This is a genomic window from Actinomycetospora sp. (assembly GCF_036497585.1).
In the GTDB taxonomy this organism is placed as follows: Bacteria; Actinomycetota; Actinomycetes; order Mycobacteriales; family Pseudonocardiaceae; genus Actinomycetospora.
This window is the reverse complement of record NZ_DASXJD010000245.1, coordinates 16680-38162: the sequence shown is the minus strand read 5'-3', so window position 1 is coordinate 38162 and position 21483 is coordinate 16680. Positions and strand designations below refer to the sequence as shown.

Annotated in this window: 21 protein-coding genes and 2 pseudogenes; 10 read left to right on the top strand and 13 right to left on the bottom strand. The window is 73.9% G+C overall.

Going from position 1 to position 21483, the window contains the following annotated elements:
• Positions 1–659 (top strand): annotated as a pseudogene (locus VGH76_RS25590) (carboxypeptidase-like regulatory domain-containing protein); the annotation flags it as partial.
• A 51-nt stretch (positions 660–710) separates the two neighbouring features.
• Entirely contained in the window at positions 711–1814 is a 1104-nt protein-coding gene (locus VGH76_RS25585; RefSeq protein WP_331559583.1) for a branched-chain amino acid aminotransferase, read from the top strand.
• Here VGH76_RS25585 and VGH76_RS25580 read toward each other — a convergent pair.
• Positions 1811–2701 (bottom strand): LysR family transcriptional regulator, encoded by an 891-nt coding sequence (locus tag VGH76_RS25580; RefSeq protein WP_331559582.1) that lies wholly within the window; start codon positions 2699–2701, stop codon positions 1811–1813. The genes VGH76_RS25585 and VGH76_RS25580 overlap by 4 nt on opposite strands.
• A gap of 91 nt (positions 2702–2792) precedes the next feature.
• Between VGH76_RS25580 and VGH76_RS25575 the strand changes: the two are divergent.
• Positions 2793–3341 (top strand): annotated as a pseudogene (locus VGH76_RS25575) (SDR family oxidoreductase); the annotation flags it as partial.
• Here VGH76_RS25575 and VGH76_RS25570 read toward each other — a convergent pair.
• The 4 genes from VGH76_RS25570 to VGH76_RS25555 form a co-directional block, all read right to left on the bottom strand.
• Complete coding sequence (locus VGH76_RS25570) at positions 3342–4169, bottom strand: adenosylcobinamide-GDP ribazoletransferase (protein WP_331559581.1); 828 nt, start codon at positions 4167–4169, stop codon at positions 3342–3344.
• Complete coding sequence (locus tag VGH76_RS25565; RefSeq protein ID WP_331559580.1) at positions 4166–5110, bottom strand: nicotinate-nucleotide--dimethylbenzimidazole phosphoribosyltransferase; 945 nt, start codon at positions 5108–5110, stop codon at positions 4166–4168. The genes VGH76_RS25570 and VGH76_RS25565 overlap by 4 nt, the downstream gene beginning before the upstream one ends.
• A 71-nt stretch (positions 5111–5181) precedes the next feature.
• Positions 5182–5721: a bifunctional adenosylcobinamide kinase/adenosylcobinamide-phosphate guanylyltransferase gene (locus VGH76_RS25560; RefSeq protein ID WP_331559588.1), complete on the bottom strand. Its 540-nt coding sequence runs from the start codon at positions 5719–5721 to the stop codon at positions 5182–5184.
• Positions 5722–5735: 14 nt separating this feature from the next.
• Complete coding sequence (locus VGH76_RS25555) at positions 5736–6395, bottom strand: DUF3043 domain-containing protein (RefSeq protein ID WP_331559579.1); 660 nt, start codon at positions 6393–6395, stop codon at positions 5736–5738.
• Between the two features lie 110 nt (positions 6396–6505).
• Here VGH76_RS25555 and VGH76_RS25550 point away from each other — a divergent pair, with 110 nt between their 5' ends.
• The 3 genes from VGH76_RS25550 to VGH76_RS25540 all read left to right on the top strand — a co-directional run bounded on the left by VGH76_RS25550 (position 6506) and on the right by VGH76_RS25540 (position 7881).
• Positions 6506–7051 (top strand): glycerate kinase, encoded by a 546-nt coding sequence (locus VGH76_RS25550; protein WP_331559578.1) that lies wholly within the window; start codon positions 6506–6508, stop codon positions 7049–7051.
• A gap of 66 nt (positions 7052–7117) precedes the next feature.
• Positions 7118–7309: a hypothetical protein gene (locus VGH76_RS25545; protein ID WP_331559577.1), complete on the top strand. Its 192-nt coding sequence runs from the start codon at positions 7118–7120 to the stop codon at positions 7307–7309.
• A 200-nt stretch (positions 7310–7509) separates the two neighbouring features.
• Positions 7510–7881, top strand: a complete 372-nt coding sequence (locus VGH76_RS25540) for an iron-sulfur cluster assembly accessory protein (RefSeq protein ID WP_331559576.1) — start codon at positions 7510–7512, stop codon at positions 7879–7881.
• A gap of 158 nt (positions 7882–8039) precedes the next feature.
• Here VGH76_RS25540 and VGH76_RS25535 read toward each other — a convergent pair whose 3' ends face one another.
• Together VGH76_RS25535 and asnB are read right to left on the bottom strand one after the other, a co-directional pair.
• Positions 8040–9029 carry an adenosine kinase gene (locus tag VGH76_RS25535; RefSeq protein WP_331559575.1) on the bottom strand — a complete coding sequence of 330 codons (990 nt, stop codon included), beginning with the start codon at positions 9027–9029 and terminating at the stop codon, positions 8040–8042.
• Between the two features lie 112 nt (positions 9030–9141).
• Positions 9142–11079 carry an asparagine synthase (glutamine-hydrolyzing) gene (gene asnB / locus VGH76_RS25530; RefSeq protein ID WP_331559574.1) on the bottom strand — a complete coding sequence of 646 codons (1938 nt, stop codon included), beginning with the start codon at positions 11077–11079 and terminating at the stop codon, positions 9142–9144.
• Positions 11080–11315: 236 nt separating this feature from the next.
• Between asnB and VGH76_RS25525 the strand changes: the two genes are divergently transcribed.
• Positions 11316–12215, top strand: coding sequence for a cytochrome c oxidase subunit II (locus tag VGH76_RS25525; protein ID WP_331559573.1), 900 nt, complete (start codon positions 11316–11318; stop codon positions 12213–12215).
• 39 nt (positions 12216–12254) lie between these two features.
• Positions 12255–12653, top strand: a complete 399-nt coding sequence (locus VGH76_RS25520) for a cytochrome c oxidase subunit 4 (protein WP_331559572.1) — start codon at positions 12255–12257, stop codon at positions 12651–12653.
• Positions 12654–13219: 566 nt separating this feature from the next.
• On the opposite strand, the gene VGH76_RS25515 is transcribed toward VGH76_RS25520, so the two are convergent.
• The 4 genes from VGH76_RS25515 to VGH76_RS25500 are packed head-to-tail and all read right to left on the bottom strand — an operon-like array spanning position 13220 to position 17571.
• Positions 13220–14896, bottom strand: a complete 1677-nt coding sequence (locus VGH76_RS25515) for a cytochrome bc complex cytochrome b subunit (protein WP_331559571.1) — start codon at positions 14894–14896, stop codon at positions 13220–13222.
• Positions 14893–16074: a ubiquinol-cytochrome c reductase iron-sulfur subunit gene (locus VGH76_RS25510; protein WP_414637817.1), complete on the bottom strand. Its 1182-nt coding sequence runs from the start codon at positions 16072–16074 to the stop codon at positions 14893–14895. The genes VGH76_RS25515 and VGH76_RS25510 overlap by 4 nt, the downstream gene beginning before the upstream one ends.
• Positions 16071–16898, bottom strand: a complete 828-nt coding sequence (locus VGH76_RS25505) for a cytochrome c (protein WP_331559570.1) — start codon at positions 16896–16898, stop codon at positions 16071–16073. The genes VGH76_RS25510 and VGH76_RS25505 overlap by 4 nt, the downstream gene beginning before the upstream one ends.
• Before the next feature lie 49 nt (positions 16899–16947).
• Positions 16948–17571, bottom strand: coding sequence for a heme-copper oxidase subunit III (locus VGH76_RS25500; protein ID WP_331559569.1), 624 nt, complete (start codon positions 17569–17571; stop codon positions 16948–16950).
• A gap of 208 nt (positions 17572–17779) precedes the next feature.
• On the opposite strand from VGH76_RS25500, the gene VGH76_RS25495 reads away from it, so the two are divergent.
• Together VGH76_RS25495 and trpD are read left to right on the top strand one after the other, a co-directional pair.
• A complete protein-coding gene (locus VGH76_RS25495) occupies positions 17780–18208 on the top strand; it encodes a hypothetical protein (protein WP_331559568.1) in 429 nt (142 codons plus the stop codon).
• 8 nt (positions 18209–18216) lie between these two features.
• Positions 18217–19335: an anthranilate phosphoribosyltransferase gene (trpD, locus tag VGH76_RS25490; RefSeq protein ID WP_331559567.1), complete on the top strand. Its 1119-nt coding sequence runs from the start codon at positions 18217–18219 to the stop codon at positions 19333–19335.
• Positions 19336–19338: 3 nt separating this feature from the next.
• Here trpD and VGH76_RS25485 read toward each other — a convergent pair whose 3' ends face one another.
• Entirely contained in the window at positions 19339–19617 is a 279-nt protein-coding gene (locus VGH76_RS25485; RefSeq protein ID WP_331559566.1) for an Lrp/AsnC ligand binding domain-containing protein, read from the bottom strand.
• On the bottom strand, positions 19614–21467 hold the full coding sequence (locus tag VGH76_RS25480) for a DEDD exonuclease domain-containing protein (RefSeq protein ID WP_331559565.1): 1854 nt from the start codon (positions 21465–21467) through the stop codon (positions 19614–19616). Before VGH76_RS25480 ends, VGH76_RS25485 begins: the two co-directional genes overlap by 4 nt.
• Positions 21468–21483 lie beyond the last annotated feature (16 nt).

Below are 21483 nucleotides of genomic sequence, written 5' to 3'. Positions count from 1 at the left end.
CGTCCGGTCGCCTCGCACGGTGCGGTCGGCCTCGCCCTGGTCGACCTCGCGCGGGTCGGGACGCCCGCGCGGTCGTCGTCGGCAGCCCGCACGGGGGCCCGTTGTCCGCGCTCGCGCACCCCAGCGCGGACCGCGCGCTGTGGGAGCACGGGGACCGGCCGGTCGTCGTGATCCCCGAGGGGATGGCGGCCCTGGGGAACGGCAGCAACGGCACGATGCTGGCGTCCAACGCGAGGACGGCGCCGCTCACCCACAACGCGTCGGCCGACCCCGACGACAGCAACGGCACGATGCTGGCGTCAGATGCCCGGATGGCGCCGCTCACCCACGGGCAGGCGGCCCCGACGACCGCCGAGCCTGCGGACCCGGAGCTCACCGGCCGGGTGCGCGACCGTGCCGGCCGGCCCGTCGACGCCGTGCTCACCCTGGTCGACGGCGGCGGGCACCAGCTCGCCCGGGGCGCGACGGACGGCGAGGGGGCGTTCCGGCTGCCCGTGGGGCACACCGCCGGGACGGGACTGCTGATCGTGCGCGGCCGCCACGCGGGTGCCGCCCCCGCTGTCGTCTCTGTGGCGCTGGGCACGCCCGCCACCCACGACGTCGACCTGGCCACCGACGCCGCCCATCGGCCGGGTTCGACCCTGGTGGCCGGTTCGTGAGGCGATCGCGGACGGTGTCGGGTGTCGGAGGGGCGGTCTAGGGTGACGGGCATGTCGAGCACGGCCTTCGCGCACCTCCCGCACCCCGGTCCGGCCACCGAGGAGCGGGTCGCGGAGGTACTGGCCGCGCCGGGCTTCGGCAAGTACTTCACCGACCACATGGTCACCATCACGTGGGACGCGGCGCGGGGCTGGCACGACGCGACGGTGGGGCCGTACCAGCGGCTGTCGATCGACCCGGCGTCGGTGGTGCTGCACTACAGCCAGACGATCTTCGAGGGGCTCAAGGCGTACCGGCAGCCCGACGGGTCGATCGCCTCGTTCCGCCCGTGGGCCAACGCCGAGCGGATGGCGCGCTCGGCGGAGCGGCTGGCCATGCCGCCGCTGCCCGAGGAGCTCTTCCTCGACTCGATCCGCGAGCTGCTCACCGTCGACGCCCGCTGGGTGCCGGCCGCCGGCGGCGAGGAGTCGCTCTACCTGCGGCCGTTCATGTTCGGCTCGTCGTCGGGGCTGGGGGTCCGCCCGAGCGAGGAGTACCTCTACCTGCTCATCGCCTCCCCGGCGGGCGCCTACTTCCCGCGCGGGCTGGCCCCGGTGAGCGTCTGGCTCTCCACCGACTACGTGCGCGCCGTCCCGGGCGGCACCGGCGAGGCCAAGTGCGGCGGGAACTACGCCGCCTCGCTCGCCGCCCAGGCCCAGGCTTCCGCCCAGGGCTGTGACCAGGTGGTCTGGCTCGACGCGCTCGAGCACCGCTGGGTGGAGGAGATGGGCGGGATGAACCTGTTCTTCGTCTTCACCGACGGCGAGGGCCACCACGAGGTCGTCACCCCGGAGCTCTCCGGCTCGCTGCTGCCCGGCATCACGCGCCGGTCGCTGCTCGAGCTCGCGCGCGAGGACGGCGCGACCGTCACCGAGCGCCGCATCTCCACCGACGAGTGGGAGAAGGAGGTCGCGTCCGGCACCCTCACCGAGGTCTTCGCGTGCGGTACGGCGGCCGTGATCACCCCGGTCGGGTCCGTGAAGTACGACGGCGGGTCCTTCGAGATCGGCGACGGCACGCCGGGCCCGGTCACCGCGCGGCTCCGCGAGCGGCTCACCGCGATCCAGCGTGGCGCGGCCCCGGACCGCCACGGGTGGATGGAGCGCCTGGGCTAGGCCGGTCGGCCCGGCGGGCCCAGAAGGGTCGCGGCAACCCGCGCGAACGCGGTCACGAGCTCCCGGCGGTCCCCGGCACGGTGGGCGAGCACGACGCGGACCGGCTCGACCCCCTCGACCGCCACCGCGACGAGGTCCGGCCTCAGGCCACCGTCGAGGACGGCCGCCGTCGCGAGCGCGACCGCCTCGCCGCCGGCCACCACCTCCAGGCGGTCCTCCGGGGTCTCGACGACGGGTCCGGCCGGCGCCGGCCCGCCGTCGGGACGCGGCTCGAGGCGCCAGAACGCGGCGAAGTCGGGATCGGGGTCGGCGAGGCGCGCGAGCGGCTCGTCGGCGAAGTCCGCCGGCCGGACCGACGCGTGGTCGGCCAGCCGGTGGTCGCGGGCCACGAGGAGGACCCGCGGCTCCTCGGACAACGGGTGCACGTCGAGTCCGTCCGTCGGGAACGGCAGGCGCGCGACAGCGACGTCCACCCGGTGCTCGAGCAGCGCCGCCCGCGGCTCGCCCGGGCCCAGGTGCCGGGTGCGCACCTCCGCGTCGGGGTGGGCGCCGCGCAGCGCCCGCACCGCTGTCGTCACGCGGAGGGCGCCCTCGTACCCGACGACGATCCCGACGGGCCGATCGAGGGCCCGGGCCGCGGCGCCCGCCGCCCGCGCGGCTCCCAGCGCTTCGCGCGCCCCGGGCCGGAACGCCGCCCCGGCCGCGGTCAGGTGCGTGCCACGGGTGTCCCGGGCGAACAGGCGCGCGCCGACCTGGTCCTCGAGGCGACGGATCTGCCGGCTCAGTGCCGGCTGGGCGAGGTGGAGCTCCTCGGCGGCGCGCCCGAAGTGCAGGTACTCGGCCACCACCGTGAACGCGTGCACGAGGCGCAGGTCGAGGTCCTCCACGACGCCCCACCCTAGGCGGCTGTGCAGGGGTGATGCCCGCGAGGCATGAGCTCGCCGGGATCGGTCTTGGACGCCGGCCGCCGACCCCACGGCCGTGCACGCGCTCGCCACCGAGGTCCGGGATCGGCTCGGCGGGATCGACCTGCTCTTCCTCAATGCCGGCATCACGGGCTTCGCCGCGTTCCCCGACGTGACCGCGCAGGACTACGACCGGTTGTTCGCCGTGAACGTCCGCGGCCCGTACACGCTGGTCCAGGAGCTCGCGCCGGTGCTGCACGACGGGGGCGCGGTCGTCGTCACCACCTCGGTCGCCGACGTCAAGGGGCTGTCGGGCTCGAGCGTCTACGCCGCGACGAAGGCCGCCCTCCGTTCGCTGGTGCGCTCCTTCGCGCGCGAGCTGCTGGGCCGGGGCATCCGGGTCAACGCGGTGAGCCCGGGACCCGTCGACACGGGCATCCTCGAACGGACCCTCCCCGCCGCGGTGGCCGAGGCGACCCGGGAACAGATGCGCTCGGTCAACCCGATGCAGCGCTTCGGCCGGCCCGAGGAGGTCGCCGCCGCGGTCGCGTTCCTGGGCTTCGACGCCACGTTCACGAACGGCTCGGAGCTGGTGGTGGACGGCGGCGCCTCGCAGCTGTGATCAGCCCAGGGCGACGACGGCGAGGGCCGCGGTCACCGTGACCTCGCAGACTCCGCCGAACACGTCGCCGTTGACCCCGCCCAGGCGCTTGACCGCGTGCCGGGCGAGGACGACGGCGGCCAGGGCGGCGACGACCACCGCCACCGGGCCCTGCCAGAGCCGCCCGGGCACCGCGAGCACGCCCACCCCGGCGAGCGCCACGGCCCACCCCACCGGGACCGCCACGTGCTGGGTGCCCGCGACGAGGGCGCCGAGCCCGCCGGCGGCCGCCGCACCCACCCCGTGCCGTGCGCACCAGGTGAACGACGCGCGCCCCGCGGCCCACGCCAGCGCGACCGCGAGCACGCCGAGACCCCCGCGCCCGGCCACCGCGGGGAGCGCCGCCGCCTGGGTGCCGAGGGCGATCACCAGCGTGACCACGCCGAACGCCCCCGTCGACGGGTCCTTCATCACCGCGAGCATGCGCTCCGGACCGCCGTAGCTGCCGAGGCCGTCGGCGAGGTCGGCGAGTCCGTCGAGGTGCAGCCCCCGGGTCAGCGCGGCGCCGGCCCCCACTCCGAGCAGCCCCGCCAGCAGCCCCGGCGCCCCGAGCGCGAGCAGGCCGAGCACGACGCCGCCGACGACCCCACCGATCAGCAGCCCCACCAGCGGGGCGAGCGCGAGCCCGCGGCGTGCGGTGCCCCGGTCGGTCGCGCGGGCCCGGAGCGGCGCGACGCTGAACAGCGACAGGGCGAGCGTGACGGCGCCCGGCCAGGAGGGGTGCTCCGCGTGGGCGGGGAGGCGGACGGAAGCGGGGTCGGGACCGGACCCGGCGTCGGGACCCGTCATGAGCCGGCGGCGACCCGCGCGGCCATCGTCACCAGCGGGACCGCTGCGAGCGCACCGGTCGCGGCCCCGGCGCGCAGGTCGAGGAGCAGGAGCGGGTCGAGGCCGAGCACCTCGAGGGCGAGGGCCTGGGCGGGCTCGGTGTCGCGGGTGGCGGCGAGCCACCAGGCCCGTGCGCCGGGCGCCCACGCGTCGGCGAGCAGCGCGGCGACGCAGACCGCGGCGCCGTCGAGCAGGACGGGCGTGCGACGGCGGGCGGCCTGGGCGAGGAAGCCGACGAGGGCGGCGAGGTCGGCGCCGCCGGCCACGCGCAGCAGCGCCTCCGGGTCGCGCCCGACCGGCCGGGTGCGGCGCAGCCCGTCGCGGACGGCCGCGGCCTTGCGCATCCAGGCGGTGTCGTCGATTCCGCTGCCCCGCCCGACGACGGCGACCGGCTCGCGGGCGGTCATGGCGGCGGCCAGCACCGCGGTCGGGGTGGAGATCCCGACGGCGAGCTCGCCCGGCACCAGCAGGTCGGCGCCCTCGTCGACGGCACTGTCCGCGGCGGCACGCCCGGCGCCGAGGGCGGCGGTCAGTCCGTCGGCCGAGAGCGCGTCCTCCCGGTCGATCCGCCCGCTCGGGCCGTCGCCGACCTCGACGACGCGCACGTCCGCGCCGGCGACGGTGGCCAGGGAGTTGGTCGGCGCGGTGCCCTCGCGGACGGCCTCGAGGCGGGCCGCTGTCTCGGTCGCGTCAAAGGCGGACACCCCGGCCGCGGCGACCCCGTGCTCGGCGGCGAAGAGCACGACCCGCGGGGCCGAGGGAGGGCGGGCGGGGGAGCGGGCCTGGCAGGCGGCGAGCCAGGCGGCGACGTCCTCGAGCCGGCCGAGGGCGTGCGACGCGAGCGGGAGGCGCGTCAGGTGCGCACGCGCGTCGGCCCGTGCGGCCTCGTCCGGGGGTGCCACCGACGGCACTGGGTGCTCCCTCCCTAGGTGCGCTTCGCGCTGGTGAGCACTGATCCGTGCTCTACGACGGATTACTGCTCACGAGGCGGAGCCACCTTAAGGGCGAGCGGCAGGCCCGCGACGAGCAGGCGTACCTCGTCGCACACCGCGGCGAGCTCGGCGTTGAGCAGCCCCAGCTCGTCGCGGAAACGCCGTCCCGCCGACGACGAGGGCACCACGCCCAGCCCGACCTCGGCGGACACCAGCACCACCGGGGCCCCGGCCCGCGCGCCCACCGCCTCGACCAGGTCGGTCCGTGCCGCCGCGACCGATGCGGCGTCGCGCGCCCACCCGGCGTCGTCGAGCAGTCCGGTCACCCAGGTGCCGAGGTCGTCGACGAGCACCGCGACGTCGGTCCGCTCCCGGACGATCCCGACGGTCACGGACCCGTCGGGGTCCTCGACGGTCTCCCACCGGGCGGAGCGGCGGGCGCGGTGCACCGCGATCCGGTCCGCCCACTCCGGGTCGGCGCCGGGGTCGACCGCGCGGGCCGTCGCCACGTAGACCGCGGGCGAGGACTCGTCGAGCTGCGACTCGGCCCAGGCCGACTTCCCCGAGCGGGTCCCGCCCAGGACGAGGGTCCGGCTCAGGAGACGGCCTCGCCGGCCTTCACGCGGGGTGCGGGCATCCGCAGCTTGCGGATCTGGGTGGCGCGGGTGAAGGCGTACCAGCCGACCGAGAGGCCCTTGACCTCCTCGTTCGGGAACTTGGCGCGCACCCGCGACAGCACCTGGCGGCCGAGCAGCGTGCCCTCGACGACCATCGCCGCGAGGATGCACAGGCACAGCAGGCTGCCGAGGTTCTGCAGGCCCTTCACCGGCACCACGACCGTGACGAAGATCAGCACCGCCAGCGGCATGAACAGGCCCATGAGGTGGCGCCGGGAGTCCACGAGGTCGCGTACGAAGGCCTTCACCGGCCCGCGGTCGCGCACCGGGAGCACGCGGTCGTCCCCGGCCATCATCCGCTTGCGGCGCTCGGCTGAGGCCTCGCGGCGCTGGGTCTTGTCGCCCCGGGTGGCCTTCGCGCGCTTCATCGCCTCGCGCTGCGTCTTGGGTGCCGGAGCCACCGGCCCGCGACGACGGCCCTCGGCCTCGCGTCGCGACCGCGTCGGGCGGCCCTTGCCCGTGCTCTGGGGGCGGCGCCCACCGACGGAGACGACCTCCTGCTCGGCGGACGCGTCGGCGTCGGCGTCCGGGGAGGCGGGGGCGGAGGTGGCGCCGGAGCCGCGTCGCAGGAAGTTCACGTGCCCAGGATAGGACACCCGTCGCCGACCGAGGTCACCTCACAGCCTGCCGCTCCCCGTTCGTCGTGCGGGGTCCACGCGGGCGTGACCTCGCGATAGCGTGGTCGGCCATGCGCGTGCTGATCGCGCCGGACGCCTTCCACGGCACCCTCACCGGCGAGCAGGCTGCCGCGGCGATCGCCGGCGGCTGGGTCCGGGGAGCGACGGGCGACGAGCTGGTGCGTTCCGCGGTCGGCGAGGCCGCGGCCACCCTCGAGACGGCGCCCGACGAGGCCCTGCCCGACCTCGTCGTCACCGGCGAGGGCAGCCTCGAGTTCCGCTCGCTGCGCGACACCGCCCTGGCCGCCGTGTCGTCGACGGCGATGGCCCGCGGGGTCCCGTGCATCGTGCTGGCCGGGCAGGTCCACGTCGGGCCGCGGGTGGCGTTCGAGTCGGGCATCCACGGCGCCTACGCCGCGGCCGCCGACGCCGGGTCGGTGGAGGCGTCGATGGCCGACCCCGCCGGCACCCTCGAGACCCTCGCCGAGGGGATCGCCGCGCACTGGGGCGGCCGCCGCGGGCGTACCACCCTGCGCCCCGAGCTGCTCCCCGAGGCGCGTCCCGAACCCATGGTCCCCGGCCCGCGCGACCCTGGCGGCGAGGGTCCGGAGAGCTGACGGCAGCGGACCTCACCGGGATCCGGCACGCTGCGGTGGAGCGTGAGGTGTCGGGGAGGGGGAGTCATGGACGACCGGGACGACGCGCTGTCGATGCTGATCCTGGTCACCGGGCCGGTGGCGCTGGTGGTCTCGACGGGCTGGCAGGTCGCGTGGCTCGTGGTCCTGGCGGTGTTCGCGCTGCTGCGCCGTACCGGCGCGTCCTGGCGGGGCACGGCCGCGGCGCCCCCGACGCCGCCGGATCCCGCGGGCGCGTGAGGGGTGGCGCACGTCGTCGTCCGTGCACGTGATGACGGGCGCGCGATGTGACACCATGGAGATCGCAGGCGAGCCGCGCCGTGCCCCGTCGGGAACGCCAGACCGTGTGTCCCGGTGGAGCGCGCCCCACCGGGCGGGAACATCCCGCCGTCCGGCGAGGTTGCACGGCGCGGAACGCATCGGGAGCTCCAGGGAGAACCATGACCGTCGAGAACCCCACCGCCCCGGCCACCGAGGCCCCGGGCGAGCACGGTGTCGAGCTGAGCGAGGCCGCCTCGAGCAAGGCGAAGGCCCTGCTCGACCAGGAAGGCCGCGACGACATGCACCTGCGCATCGCCGTCCAGCCCGGTGGCTGCGCGGGCCTGCGCTACCAGCTCTTCTTCGACGACCGCTCGCTCGACGGCGACCTCTTCCGTGACTTCAACGGCCTCAAGGTGGCCGTGGACCGGATGAGCGCGCCGTACGTGCAGGGCGCCACGATCGACTTCGTCGACACCATCGACAAGCAGGGCTTCACCATCGACAACCCGAACGCGACGGGCTCCTGCGCCTGCGGCGACAGCTTCAACTGATCGCCTGACGGCCCTCCCGCACGACGAGAGCCCCGGTCCCGCCTCCTGCGGCGGGCCGGGGCTCTCGTCGTGTCTGCTGCCGGGGTCCGTGAGGTACGAACGGCCGGTTGATCACCTTCGAAGGTGACCAACCGGCCGTTCGTACGTCGGGGGAGGCCTCAGCCGGCCTCGGGGACGTCCTGGGCGACCTTGGCCTTGAGGTTCTCCGGCGGCTGGGCGCCCAGCTGGGCCACCACGTGCGACGCCGCAACGGAGCCGATCCGCCCGGCCACCGGCAGCTCGAAGCCGCGCACCAGGCCGTAGAGGAAGCCGCCCGCGTAGGCGTCACCCGCACCGGTGGTGTCGACGAGCTCGTCGGCCGGCCGCGCCTCGATCTCGTGGCGCACCCCGCCCTCGCCGTAGATCGTCGAGCCCTTCGGGCCGTGGGTGACGACGACGAGTTCGCAGTTGCCGCCGTTGCCGCGCAGCAGCGACTCGATGGGCTCGTCGCGCACCAGCGCGGCGACCTCGTCCTCGTCGGCGACGATGATCTCGACGTTCTCCGCGGCCAGCTCACGGAAGTAGTCGCGGTGGCGGTCCACGCACAGGGCGTCGGACAGCGTCAGCGCGATCCGGGCCTCGCTCTTGGCGGACGCGTCGATGATCTTGCCTATGGTCTCGCGGGCGTGCTCGGTGTCGGCGAGGTAGCCCTCGATGAGGGCGACCGCCGAACCGGCGACCTCCTCCTGGTCGATGTCCGACGGGCCGAGCGCGGTGCAGGCGCCCAGGTAGGTGCCCATGGTGCGCTCACCGTCGGGGGTGACGAGGACCAGGCAGCGGGCCGTCGAGGGGCCCTCGGAGAGCGCCGGGGTGCGGAAGCTCACGCCGTGGCTGCGGATCGAGGTGGTGAACGACGTGCCCAGCTGGTCGTCGTGGACCTTCCCGACGTAGCCGGTGTCCCCGCCCAGCGCGGCCGCGACGGCGATCGAGTTGGCGACGCTCCCGCCCGAGCGCTCGGTGGTCTCCCGGGCCTTCGCGTACAGCGCCTCGGCCTGGTCCTGGTCGACGAGCGTCATGCCCCCCTTCGGCAGGTCGAAGGCGGTGATGGTGTCGTCGTCGACCTGCGTGAGCACGTCGACGATCGCGTTGCCGATTCCCAGAACGTCCATCGGGCCGGGATGTCCTCTCCATGCGACTACTCGCTTCGGATCAACGGACCACCGTAGGTGATGCGCTGGGCACCGACAGCCCGATCGTTGCGTCGGGCACTATCCCCGGTGGTCAGGCATAGACCGGGTACTGCGGCTCCGGGATCTCCGGCGTGATGCGCTCCTCGATGAAGATGCCGTGCCAGAGCATGAACACCAGCAGCGTCCAGATGCGCCGCGAGTGGTCGATGCCGCCGGCGCGGTGCTCGTCGATCATGCGCAGCACCGCGGCCTTGTCGAGGATCGCGTCGGTCTGCGAGTCCCGGACGACGCCGCGGGCCCAGTCGAGCATGTCGGTCGCCAGCCAGTGCCGGATCGGCACCGGGAACCCGAGCTTGCGACGGTGCAGCACGTGCGGCGGGACGATGCCCTCGATGGCCCGGCGCAGGGCGTACTTCGTGGTGCCGTGCGCGATCTTCTGGTCGGTCGGCAGCCCCGAGGCCACCCGGAACACCTCGGGGTCGAGGAACGGGACCCGCAGCTCCAGCGAGTTCGCCATCGTCATCTTGTCGGCCTTGACCAGGATGTCGCCGCGCAGCCAGGTGAACAGGTCGACGTGCTGCATGCGCGCCACCGGGTCCCAGCCCCGCGACCCCTCGTAGACCGGCGCCGTCAGGTCGACGTGGGAGAGCTCGTCGTCGTACCCGCGCAGGACGGCGTCGAGCTGGGCGGGGAAGAAGTTGCGGGCGTTGCCGTAGTAGCGCTGCTCGAGGGGCAGCGCGCCGCGGCGCAACATGTCCTTGCCGCGGACCCCGGTCGGCAGGCGCTCCGAGAGCGACCCGGCCAGCTTGCGGACCGCACCCGGCAGCCGGTCGAACGGCGCGAGGGAGATCGGCTCCTTGTAGATGGTGTAGCCACCGAAGAGCTCGTCGGCGCCCTCGCCGGACAGCACCACCTTGACGTGCTTGCGGGCCTCGTTCGCGACGAAGTACAGCGGGACGAGCGCCGGGTCGGCCACCGGGTCGTCCAGGTACCAGACGATGAGCGGCAGCACGTCCATCATCTCCTGCGCGGTCACGGTGCGGACGACGTGGCGGACCCCGATCGCCTCCGCCGACTCGGCCGCGACGTCGACCTCGGAGTAGCCGGCGCGCTCGAACCCCGTGGTGAAGGTGATGAGGTCCGGGTTGTGCTCGCGGGCGAGCGCCGCGATCACCGTCGAGTCGATGCCACCGGAGAGGAAGGCGCCCACGGTGACGTCGGCGCGCATGTGCTTGGCCACCGAGTCGCGCAGCACCTCGGTGATCTCCTCGTGGCGCCGCGTCTCCTCGGCGGTGTCGCCACGGGGGACGGGGCGCTCGTCGAAGCGCGGGGTGAAGTAGCGCTGCACGCTCACCGGCTCGCCGGGGGTGATCGTGAAGGAGCAGCCCGACTCCAGCCGCCGGATCGCGCGGTGCAGCGTCGCCGGCTCCGGGACGTACTGCAGCGTCAGGTAGTGCTGCAGCGCCGCCGGGTCGGGCGCCGCGGTCGACGCGCCCAGCGGCCCCAGGATCTGCAGGAGGCTCTTCTTCTCGCTCGCGAACGCGACGCCGTTCGCGCCGGCGGCGAAGAACAGCGGCTTGATGCCGAACGGGTCCCGGGCGCCGAAGAGCACCCGGTCACGGGTGTCCCAGATCAGGAACGTGAACATGCCCCGCAGCCGCGGCACCGCGTCCGCGCCCCACACCGAGTAGGCGGCGACGATGGCCTCGGTGTCGCCCTCGGTGGCGAAGCGGACGCCGTGGTCGCGGGCCAGCTCCGCCCGCAGCTCCACGTAATTGTAGATCTCGCCGTTGAAGACGATGCGGTAGCGGCCGGCGGCCTCGCCGTCCGGCGGGAACTCCAGGGGCTGGTGCGAGCCCTCGACGTCGATGATCGACAGCCGGTTGAACCCGAGCACCACCTCGTCGTCGTGCCACGCGCCCGACTCGTCCGGCCCGCGGTGGCGCATGCACGGCAGCGCGGCCTCGACGTCCGCCGCGTGCCGTGCCGCCGTGCCGTCCGCCGTGATCCAACCCATCAGCCCGCACACGTGGCCCAGTATGGCGAGGGGGTCCGACGGTCCCCGACGCGCCCGCCCCTCCGACAGCGCGTAGTGGAGACCTCGGCTAGTCTCCCGGTGTCCGGACCACGGGTGGCGTCGCCCGAGGTCGACGGCCTCGAGGAGGGCAGCCAGCAGTGCGCCGAGCAGCGAGCCTTGCGCAGGCCGGGGAGGTGTCGGCCCGGCAGGACGAGGGTGGCCGGACGCCGCGCCGACGGACCCCTCGGGTGACGCGCGCGCTGCAGCTCGCCGTCCTGGCCGTCGTGGTCGCCCTCGTCTCCACCGGGTGCTCCATCCAGGACGTCATCCGCTTCGGGTGGCCGGTGGGCGTCACGCCCGAGGCGACGATGATGCGGACGCTGTGGACCTGGTCCGCGATCGCGGCCCTCGGCGTCGGTGTCCTGGTCTGGGGCGCCACCGCGTGGGCCGTCGCGTTCCACCGTCGCAAGGCCGGCGACTCCGACCTGCCCCGGCAGTTCCAGTACAACCTGCCGCTCGAGCTGGTGCTCACGGTGCTCCCGCTGGTCATCGTGGCGGTGCTCTTCTACTTCACGGTCGTCGTGCAGAACGTCGTCGACCGCGAGCCCACCGGCAACGAGCTCCGGATCGACGTCACCGCGTTCCAGTGGAACTGGGAGTTCCAGTACCCGGGCACGCGCACCCCCGTCGGCCAGCCGGTCGCGACCATCGGCACCACCGCCGAGGTACCGCTGCTGGTGCTGCCGACCGGTCGCCCGATCTCGTTCACGCAGCACTCCGAGGACGTCATCCACTCCTTCTGGATCCCGGAGTTCCTCTTCAAGCGGGACGTGTTCCCGGACCCGGAGAAGAACGACCAGAAGAACGTGTGGGTCATCGACCGGATCGACCAGCCCGGCGCGTTCGTCGGGCGGTGCGCGGAGTACTGCGGTGCCTACCACTCGATGATGAACTTCGAGGTCCGGGCGCTGCCGCAGAACCTGTTCGACCAGTACATGCAGCTCCGGCAGTCCGTGAACCCGGAGACGGCCAAGCCCTACTCGGCCGCCGAGGCCCTCGCCCGGATGAACTGCGGCCCTTTGTGCTCGCCGACGGCGACCACGACGCACCCGTTCAACCCGGACCCGACCGTCCGGCTGGCGTTCTGACATGACCGTCCCCACGACCGCTGAGAGGAGCCCGCGGCGATGAAGGTCGAGTCCCGCATCTTCGAGCTCCTGACCGTGTTCTGCTTCGTCTGCGCGCTCGTCTACGGCTTCCTCTCGAAGGAAGCGGTCGGCATCGTCGGGCTGACCCTGACCGGCGGTCTCTGCCTGATCATCGGCACCTACTTCCGGTTCGTCGCCCGCCGCCTCGAGGAGCGCCCCGAGGACAACCCGGAGGCCGAGGTGTCCGACGGCGCCGGCGTCATCGGCTTCTTCAGCCCGGGTAGCTACTGGCCCATCACCGTGGCGGGCGCCGTCGCGCTTACGGGCCTCGGTCTCGCCCTCTGGCAGTGGTGGCTCATCGTGCTCGCGGGCATCGGGCTGATCATCGCCGTGTGCGGGCTCGTGTTCGAGTACCACGCGGGCCCCGAGGCCCACTGAGGTCCTTTCCCGACGACGGGCGTCGCCGGCTCCTGCGAGGGGAGCCGACGGCGCCCGTTCGTGGTTCTCGGGGCCTCTGGGCGGCCGCCGGACTCGTGATCACGAGTTCATGAGGACACGCGACCGAAGAGGAGATCGTCGCCAACGAGGCGGGGACAGCCGAGCCCCATCTCGTCGAGTGGTCCCTCAGGGCTGTCGCCGAGGCCGATCCGCAGCGCTGACGGACCACTCGGCGGCCGGTCCTGCAGCTCGCGGGGAGATCGGGCCGGTGTTGGAGCGGCACGCCGGCCCGCAGGCCCTGACGCTCCACGCGTTCCCGACGACGGGCACCGCCGGCTTTCTCCCCCCGGGCCGACGGTGCCCGTTCCGGTCGTTCTCGGGCCCCTGAGCGGCGGCGAGGCACGAGTGGGGTGCGACGCAGGTCGAGCGTGGTGCGCGTCGTCGGCGTCGAGGACCCCTCGCCGAACGAGGAAGAGATCTTCACTGAGGGGAGAGACGTCCCACACACGACGACGGGGCGGGGAGCGTATGGCTCCCCGCCCCGTCGGCGATCGTGCTCCGGCTGGTTACTCCCGCGGGTCGCTGGGCCGCCCGGCGTCGGGCCGGCCGGCGAGCTCGCGGTCGCTGCCCGGCTCGACCTGCAGCGGGTCGGTGCCCGTGCCGGCGTGGGCGTCCACCTGCTCCTCGGCCGGGTCGGGGCGGAACCAGCCGCCCTTCACCGGGCTGCCCGAGTAGCCCAGGTCGTTCATCCGCTTCGGCACCTTCGAGCCCTGGTAGGCCAGCGGGACAGCGTGACCGTGGTCGTCGACGCCACCGAGGGGCTGGTGCACCTCGATGAACTCGCCGTGCGGCAGCCGCTTGATGACCCCGGTCTCGATGCCGTGCTCGAGCACCTCGCGGTCGGAGCGCTGCAGCCCCAGGCAGAGCCGGTAGGTCGCGAAGTAGACGACCGGCGGGATCACCAGGAGGCCGATGCGACCGATCCAGGTCATGACGTTCAACGAGATGTCGAACGTGTAGCCGATGATGTCGTTCCCGCAGGCCACGACCAGCCAGAAGTAGAACGACATCGCCATCATCCCGGTCCCGGTGCGCACCGGGACGTCACGCGGACGCTGGAGCAGGTTGTGGTGCGCCCCGTCGCCGGTGAGCTTGCGCTCGATGAGCGGGTAGAGCGCGAGCAGCGTCGTCAGGATCCCCATCCCGATGACGGCGGGGAAGAAGATCGACGGGATCGTGTACCGGCCGAACAGGTACATCTCCCACGAGGGCCACAGCCGGACCGCGCCGTCGAATACGGCCATGTACCAGTCAGGCTGGGAGCCTGCGGAGATCTGTGTGGGGTTGTACGGACCGAGCTTCCAGATCGGGTTGATCTGGAAGACCCCGGACATGATGGCCGTGATGCCGACCGTGACGACCATGAAGCCGCCGCCCTTGGCGGCGAACGTCGGCAGGATGCGCACGCCGACGACGTTGCGCTCGGTGCGGCCGGGTCCGGGGAACTGCGTGTGCTTCTGGAACCAGACGAGGGCCACGTGCACGCCGATCACCGCGAGGATGATCCCCGGCAGCAGGAAGACGTGGACGATGTAGAACCGCGGCAGGATGATCGTCCCCGGGTACTCACCTCCGAAGATGGCGAAGTGCAGCCACGTCCCGATCACCGGGATCGACATCACGATTGCCGAGACACCGGTGCGGACACCGGTGCCGGAGAGCAGGTCGTCGGGCAGCGAATAGCCGATGAAGCCCTCGATCATGCCCGAGAGCAGCAGCACCACGCCGAGCACCCAGTTGGTCTCGCGCGGGCGGCGGAACGCTCCGGTGAAGAACGTCCGCATCATGTGCGCGATCATCGCGGCGACGAACAGCAGCGCGGCCCAGTGGTGGACCTGCCGGATGAACAGGCCGCCGCGGACGTCGATCGAGATGTTGACCGTCGACTCGTACGCCTTGGACATGACCAGACCGCGCAGGCCCGCGTAGGTGCCCTCGTAGGTGGTGTCCGCCATCGACGGGTCGTAGAAGATCGCGAGCCAGGTCCCCGAGAGGAGCAGCACGATGAAGCTGTAGATCGCGATCTCACCCAGCATGAACGACCAGTGCGTGGGGAAGACCTTGTTGATCTGGCGGCGGATACCGCCTGCCGGGTGAATCCGGCTGTCGATCTCGTCGGCAGCGGTCCCGACGAGTTTCATCGCGGTGCTCCCGCTGCGGCGCGGGGTGGTGATGGCACTCATGATGATCTGCGCTCCCAGAAGCCGGGCCCGATCGGCTCGATGAAGTCACTGCGGGCGTACAGGTAGCCCTGATCGTCCACCGCGATGGGCAGTTGTGCCAGGGGTCGCGCGGCCGGACCGAAGACCGGGCGGGCGTACTCGTTGGCCAGGAACTGCGACTGGTGGCAGGGGCACAGGATGCGCATCGTCTCGTCCTCGTAGAGGGACGTCGGGCACCCCATGTGGCTGCAGATCTTCGAGTAGGCGAAGAGCGAGCCGTAGTTGAAGTCCTCCTGGCCGGCGCGCTTGATCACCGGCACGTTGGAACGCAGACGGATGAGCATGACGGGCGAGTCGGACGAGTGCGTCGTCTCGGCGAGCTTCTCCGGGTTGTTGCGCTCGGACTCTCGGAACGGGAAGACCGTCTCCATCGAGCCCGGCTCGAGGTCGCCGGCGCGGACGAGAACGACGTCGGTCTCGTTGCCGTTGAACGCGCGCAGGTAGACCCGCTCACCGTTGTCCGAGCGCCAATCCGTGACGAGGAGCGGCGACTGGTCGCCCTCCTTCCACGGGTTCTTCACCAGGCCGCCGAACGCCGCGACGAGGAGTCCGGCGCCCAGCACACCGCCGGCGGCGCCGATCGAGCGGACGATGAGCTTGCGCCGCCCGATCCCGCTCTGCTGGCCGGCCTGCACCAGCCGGGCCGCGGCGGTGCGGCGCTCGAGCTCGCCCGAGCGGCCGTCGTGGCGCTGCTGGATCGTGAGGTCCTCGGGCAGCAGCTTCTTCGAGTAGGCGATGACGCCCATGCCGACCGCGGTGATCGACACGCCCAGCGTCACGCCGATCGCCGGCGTGTAGAGGACGTACCAGGTCGAGCCGGGGGCGCCCGGCGGGACCCACTCGTGGGGCCAGGCGATGAACGCGACGATGAAGGCCAGACCCGCGATCGCGGCGAGGATGAACCAGCCCGCGACCTGGCGCTCGGCGCGCTTCTCCGCCCGGGTCCCCGGGACGGGGAAGCGGGCGCGGTCGGCGACGACCTCGATGTCGTCGAGGCGGTTGCCGAGACGCACCAGGTCGTCGGTGCTCATCTCGGCGAGTTCGGCGTCGGTGGGGATGCGCAGCTCGTCCGACCCGTGGCCCTGGGGGCCCGACGGGCTTCCGGCGCGGTGGGACTCAGATTCGGGAGGTGCACTCACTGGCGGGATCCGATCCAGAGGGAGATTCCGATCAGGGCGGCGAGACCGACGAAGAAGGCGACGAGGCCCTCGGGCACGGGCCCGAAGCCGCCGAGGCCGTTGCCGCCGGGGTTCGCGCCGGTTTTGTCGGAGCTCACCGACTTGATGTAGCCGATGATGTCGCGCTTCTCCTCGGGGGAGAGCTGGGAGTCGGCGAAGGTCGGCATGTTGCCCGGGCCGGAGAGCATCGCGGCGTAGATCTGGTGCGGGGTGGCCGGGTCGAGCACCGGGGCGAACTTGCCCGACGAGAGCGCGCCGCCGCGGCCGGTGAAGTTGTGGCACTGGGCGCAGTTGAGGCGGAACAGCTCGCCACCTCGCCCGAGGTCGGACCCGGCGAGGGCCTCGTCCGGGGCGGCCGGGACGGTCGGCCCGCCGCCGTTGGCCTCGACGTAGGCGCCCAGCGCGTCGATCTGCGCCGGGGTGTACTCCACCTTCTTGCGGTCGGCCTGCGCGCCCTGGACCTTCAGCGGCATGCGGCCGGTGGAGACCTGGAAGTACACCGACGCCTGGCCCACGCCGATGAGGCTCGGGCCGCGGCCCTGCACCCCCTGCAGGTTGGCCCCGTGGCAGGTGATGCACGAGTTGTCGAAGAGCGCCTGGCCCTCGCGCACGAGGGCCGCGTCCTGGCCCGCCGCGGTCTGCGGGGCGGGCTGCACCGCCGCGTAGATCCCGCCGACGGCCAGCAGTGCCACGCCGATCGCGAGGAAGCCCGCGACGCGTCGGCGCGTCCTGGTCCCCGCACGCGCCCACGGCCTGCGGCGCGGGCGTGGCGTCCGGTCGCTCATGTCCTCCCCTGCCCCTGACTCTCGTCCTGTCGTCATCGCGGCGGTGTCCTCACCGGATGAAGTAGATGACCGCGAACAGGCCGATCCAGACCACGTCCACGAAGTGCCAGTAGTACGAGACGACGATCGCCGCGGTCGCCTGGGCCGGGGTGAACCGGCTGAGGAACGTCCGGCTGATCAGCAGGATGAACGCGACCAGCCCGCCGGTGACGTGCAGCGCGTGGAACCCGGTGGTGATGTAGAAGACCGAGCCGTACGGGCCCGAGGCCATCGTCGTGCCGTGCTCGGTGACGAGCGTGTGGTACTCGTTCACCTGCCCCAGCACGAAGATCAGGCCCATCACGAAGGTCACCGCGTACCAGCGGCGCAGGCCGAACACGTCGCCGCGCTCGGCCGCGAACACGCCGTACTGACACGTGAACGACGACGCCACGAGGATGATCGTGTTCACGAGGGCGTAGGGCACGTCGAGCTCGGTCGGCGGCGGCGGCCACTCGCCCACGTTCTGGGCCCGGGCCACGAAGTACATGGCGAAGAGCCCGGCGAAGAACATCAGCTCGCTGGAGAGCCAGATGATCGTCCCCACGCTGACCACGTTCGGCCGGTTCAGGGAGTGGATCCGCGCGCTGAAGGAGGGCGCCGGCGCACTCGAGGCGGTCGTCACGGGCGTCATCATGTCACCTCGGTCCGACATCAGCCGGGTGGGGCGAGGGCCGCTCAGCAGCCCGCCGACCTGCACCGTCCCTCACCTGCGGATTCTCCTACCAGGTGTCGTACGTCGTGTCGTAGTCGAGATCGCGGGGTGCCGCGTCCCACCCCCTGGTGGTCCGCCCGACTAGGCTGCGACGCACCGTGGGTGACGCGCCGGGGAGGGCCACCAGATGACCGCCGACAGTGGTGCCGGACAGACGCTGGACGTCGTGGTGATGAGCCACCGTCCCGAGGTCCGGGAGGCCGTGATGTCCGCGGTCGGACGGCGCCCGGCCCGGGACGTGCCGCGGCTGCGCTGGACCGAGGCGGACGGCATCGGCGACGTGCTCGGCGCGGCCGACGGCGGCCGGCTCGACCTCGCGGTGCTCGACGGCGAGGCCCAGCCGACCGGGGGCATGGGCGTGTGCCGCCAGCTCAAGAACGAGCGCGACGACCCGGCGCCGGTGATCGTCGTCGTGCGCCGCGAGGACGACCGCTGGCTCGCGACGTGGTCCCAGGCCGACGCCGTCCTGGTGCAGCCGCTCGACCCGGTGACGGCCGCGCGCACCGTCGCGGACGTCCTGCGCGCCGGGAACCCCGTCCCGGCCACACGGGGGTGACCCCGGGGATGTCCCCGCCCGGGGCCGCTCCGACCGGGGCCGCTCCGGCCGGGACCGGCCCGGGTGCGACCGGGGCGACGGCGCCGACCTGGCCCTCCCTGCTGGGCCGGTTGCTGCGCGGCGAGGACCTCTCGGGGCCCGAGGCCGCGTGGGCCATGGACCGGATGATGTCCGGGGAGGCGTCACCGGCCCAGGTGGCCGCCTTCGCGGTGGCGCTGCGCGGCAAGGGCGAGACCGCCGAGGAGATCGGCGGGCTCGCCGAGGTCATGCGCGCGCACGCGCGGGAGGTGACGGTCGACGGCGTCGTCGTCGACATCGTCGGGACCGGTGGCGACCAGGCCCACACCGTCAACATCTCGACGATGGCCGCGGTCGTCATGGCGGCCGCGGGTGCCCGGGTGGTCAAGCACGGCGGGCGCGCCGCGTCCTCGGCCTGCGGGTCGGTCGACCTGCTCGAGGAGCTGGGCGTACCGATCGACCTCGGGCCCGAGGGCGTCGCCGCCAGCGTCGACGAGGTCGGCATCGGGTTCTGCTTCGCCCAGACCTTCCACCCCGCGATGCGCCACGTCGGGGGGGTGCGCCGCGAGATCGGCGTCCCCACGGCGTTCAACCTGCTCGGCCCTCTCACCAACCCCGCCCGCCCGGCCGCGGCGCTCATCGGCTGCGCCGACGCCCGCTTCGCCCCGGTGCTGGCCGGGGTGCTGGCCGGACGGGGCGACACGGCGCTCGTGGTGCGCGGCGACGACGGCCTCGACGAGATCACGACGACGACCACCACCACCGTCTGGCGCACGGCTCCGGCGGGCGTCGTCGTCGAGACGCTCGACCCGACCCGCCTCGGCGTCCCGACGTCGACGCCGGGCGACCTGCGCGGCGGCGACGCGGCGGTCAACGCCCGGGTCGCCCACGCCGTGTTCGCCGGGGAGCCCGGGCCGGTGCGCGAGGCGGTGCTGCTCAACGCCGGCGCCGCCCTCGCCGCGTACGAGGAGGCCGAGACCGGGCGCGCGGACGACCTGCACGCCGCGGTCGGGCGCGGCCGCGAGCGGGCGGTCGGGGCCGTCGACGACGGGTCCGCGGCGGCGCTGCTGGAGCGCTGGGCCGCAGCGGCGAAGCGGCTGCGGGGCTGACCCCTAGTCGAGGCCGACGGCGAAGGCCGCGTCCGTGTCGCTCGCCGAGTACGAGCGGAACGCGATGTGGGTCGAGGTCGAGCGCACCCCCGGCACCCGGCTCAAGCTCCCCGCGATGACGTCGGCGAGCTGCTCGTGCTCGCTCACCCGCACCACGGCGACGAGGTCGACGTCGCCGGCGCAGGAGTACACCTCAGCGACCCCGTCCAGGTCCGCGATGGCCTGCGCGGTCTCCGGGATCCGGTCGGCGTTCGCGTGGATCATGACGATGGCCGTGATCACGGGGGCTCCCTGGGTCGGCGGCGCGGGCGGCGGTCGGCGGGTCCGGCCGGAACTCTAGGCCCCCGCGCCGCCTCACCGGCCGCGACCGGGCCGGACGACCCCCGCCCGGCGTCGCGGGCCCGGGTGACCCAGCCCGACCACGACCCGGCCCCCTGCGCCGGGACCGCCCACGGCGTCGTCGTGCGCACCATCCGCGTCCCTGGCCGCTCCAGCCAGCGGGTGACGACCCCGACCTCCTCCGGCGGCGCCCCGTACAGCGGGCCCGCGCCGGGGCGCACCGTCTCCGCCGTGGCCACGAGCGCGTCGACCACCGGCATCGGCGGCACCCCGCGCCGGGCCGTCCCCGCCGCCGCGAGGCGTCCGTGCCGCACCACGGCGAACTCCCAGCCCCCGCCGCCGTCGGGACGCGCCGCGACCAGCTCCTCGGCCCGCGCCACCGCCGAGAGCCGCTGCACCCGGGCCAGCGCGCCCGCCAGCTCCGCGAGCCGGTCCCGGTGGGTGGCGGCGTCGTCGAACCGTTCCCGCGCGGCCAGAGAGGCGACCTTCTCCCGCAGCGCCACCAGCCCGTCGTCGGACCGGCCGTGCAGCAGGGCGAGCGCCCCGGCGACGGCGGGGGAGTAGGCCTCGGCGCTCTGCAGCCCCGCGCAGGGCGCCCCGCAGCGCCCGAGGTCGTGCAGCGCGCACGGGCTGCCCCGGCCGCCCCGCGCTGGGATCCGCTGCGTGCAGGGCCGCAGCCGGGACGCGTCGGCGAGCGCCTCCACGGCGCGGACCGCGTCCGGGCGCCGCCCGAACGGGCCGACCGCGTCGTCGCGGGGGGTGCGGACCACCGACCACCGGGGGAACGGCTCGTCGGTCAGCGCCACCCACCAGCCGCGGTGCGGGTAGCGCGACCGCCGGTTGTAGCGCGGCGTGTGCCCCGCGAGCAGGCGCAGCTCGCGCACCTCGGCCTCCAGCGCGTGGGCGCACTCCACCCAGTCGACCCGCTCGGCCAGCCCGACCATCTCCTTCACCCGGGCCCGCTTCTCGGAGCCGGTGAAGTACGAGCGCACCCGGCGGCGCAGGTCGTTCGACGTGCCCACGTAGAGCACCTCGTCGGCCGGGCCGCGGAAGAGGTACACGCCCGCCGCGTGCGGCACCGCGTCGGCCAGGTGGCGCTTGCCGCGCTGGGCCGGCGTGGTCTCGACCTGCAGGGCGAGGAGGTCCTCCAGCGAGCGCACGCCCTGGCCGCCGACGCGTTCCAGGAGCCCGTGCAGGACGTCGACGGTGGCCCGCGCGTCGGCGAGCGCCCGGTGCACCGGGCGGGTGCCGGCGCGGAAGAGGCCCGCCAGGGCCGAGAGTCGGCACGACGGTGCCTCGTCGCGCGTGAGCACCTTGCGGGCGAGACGCGCGGTGCACACGACGGGCGGGCGCGGCCACACCGACCCGTGTCGGCGGCACGCGGCCCGCAGGTGCCCGACGTCGAAGGGGGCGTTGTGCGCCACGACCACCGCCCCCGCGCAGAACTCGAGGAACCCCGGCAGCACCGCCTCGAGCCGCGGGGCGTCGCGCACCATCGCCGTGGTGATCCCCGTCAGCGCCACGATCTGCGGCGGGACGGCCATCCCCGGGTCGACCAGCGTGGCGTACTCGCCGAGGATCTCCCCGCCGCGCACCTTGACCGCGCCGATCTCGGTGATGGCGTCCGGGCGGGGCGCGGCCAGCGGGTCCGCGTCGGCCGGGTCGGGCCCCGCCGGGGGGCCGCCGGTGGTCTCGAGGTCGAGCACCACGAAGGTCGCCGCGTGCAGCGGCGTGCCCAGCTCCTCGAAGGTGAGCTGCGGGTCGGGCCCCGTCACCGGGCGTGGTGCGTCCATCGCCACGGACGCTAGG

Bases quoted from the DNA above. Each gene is read 5' to 3' on its own strand.
- VGH76_RS25480 (WP_331559565.1), bottom strand. From the start codon at position 21,467: ATGGACGCACCACGCCCGGTGACGGGGCCCGACCCGCAGCTCACCTTC.
- VGH76_RS25585 (WP_331559583.1), top strand. From the start codon at position 711: ATGTCGAGCACGGCCTTCGCGCACCTCCCGCACCCCGGTCCGGCCACC.
- VGH76_RS25545 (WP_331559577.1), top strand. From the start codon at position 7,118: ATGGACGACCGGGACGACGCGCTGTCGATGCTGATCCTGGTCACCGGG.
- VGH76_RS25495 (WP_331559568.1), top strand. From the start codon at position 17,780: ATGACCGCCGACAGTGGTGCCGGACAGACGCTGGACGTCGTGGTGATG.
- VGH76_RS25505 (WP_331559570.1), bottom strand. From the start codon at position 16,898: ATGAGCGACCGGACGCCACGCCCGCGCCGCAGGCCGTGGGCGCGTGCG.
- VGH76_RS25540 (WP_331559576.1), top strand. From the start codon at position 7,510: ATGACCGTCGAGAACCCCACCGCCCCGGCCACCGAGGCCCCGGGCGAG.
- VGH76_RS25500 (WP_331559569.1), bottom strand. From the start codon at position 17,571: ATGACGCCCGTGACGACCGCCTCGAGTGCGCCGGCGCCCTCCTTCAGC.
- VGH76_RS25515 (WP_331559571.1), bottom strand. From the start codon at position 14,896: ATGAGTGCCATCACCACCCCGCGCCGCAGCGGGAGCACCGCGATGAAA.
- VGH76_RS25520 (WP_331559572.1), top strand. From the start codon at position 12,255: ATGAAGGTCGAGTCCCGCATCTTCGAGCTCCTGACCGTGTTCTGCTTC.
- trpD (WP_331559567.1), top strand. From the start codon at position 18,217: ATGTCCCCGCCCGGGGCCGCTCCGACCGGGGCCGCTCCGGCCGGGACC.
- VGH76_RS25535 (WP_331559575.1), bottom strand. From the start codon at position 9,029: ATGGACGTTCTGGGAATCGGCAACGCGATCGTCGACGTGCTCACGCAG.
- VGH76_RS25570 (WP_331559581.1), bottom strand. From the start codon at position 4,169: ATGACGGGTCCCGACGCCGGGTCCGGTCCCGACCCCGCTTCCGTCCGC.
- VGH76_RS25550 (WP_331559578.1), top strand. From the start codon at position 6,506: ATGCGCGTGCTGATCGCGCCGGACGCCTTCCACGGCACCCTCACCGGC.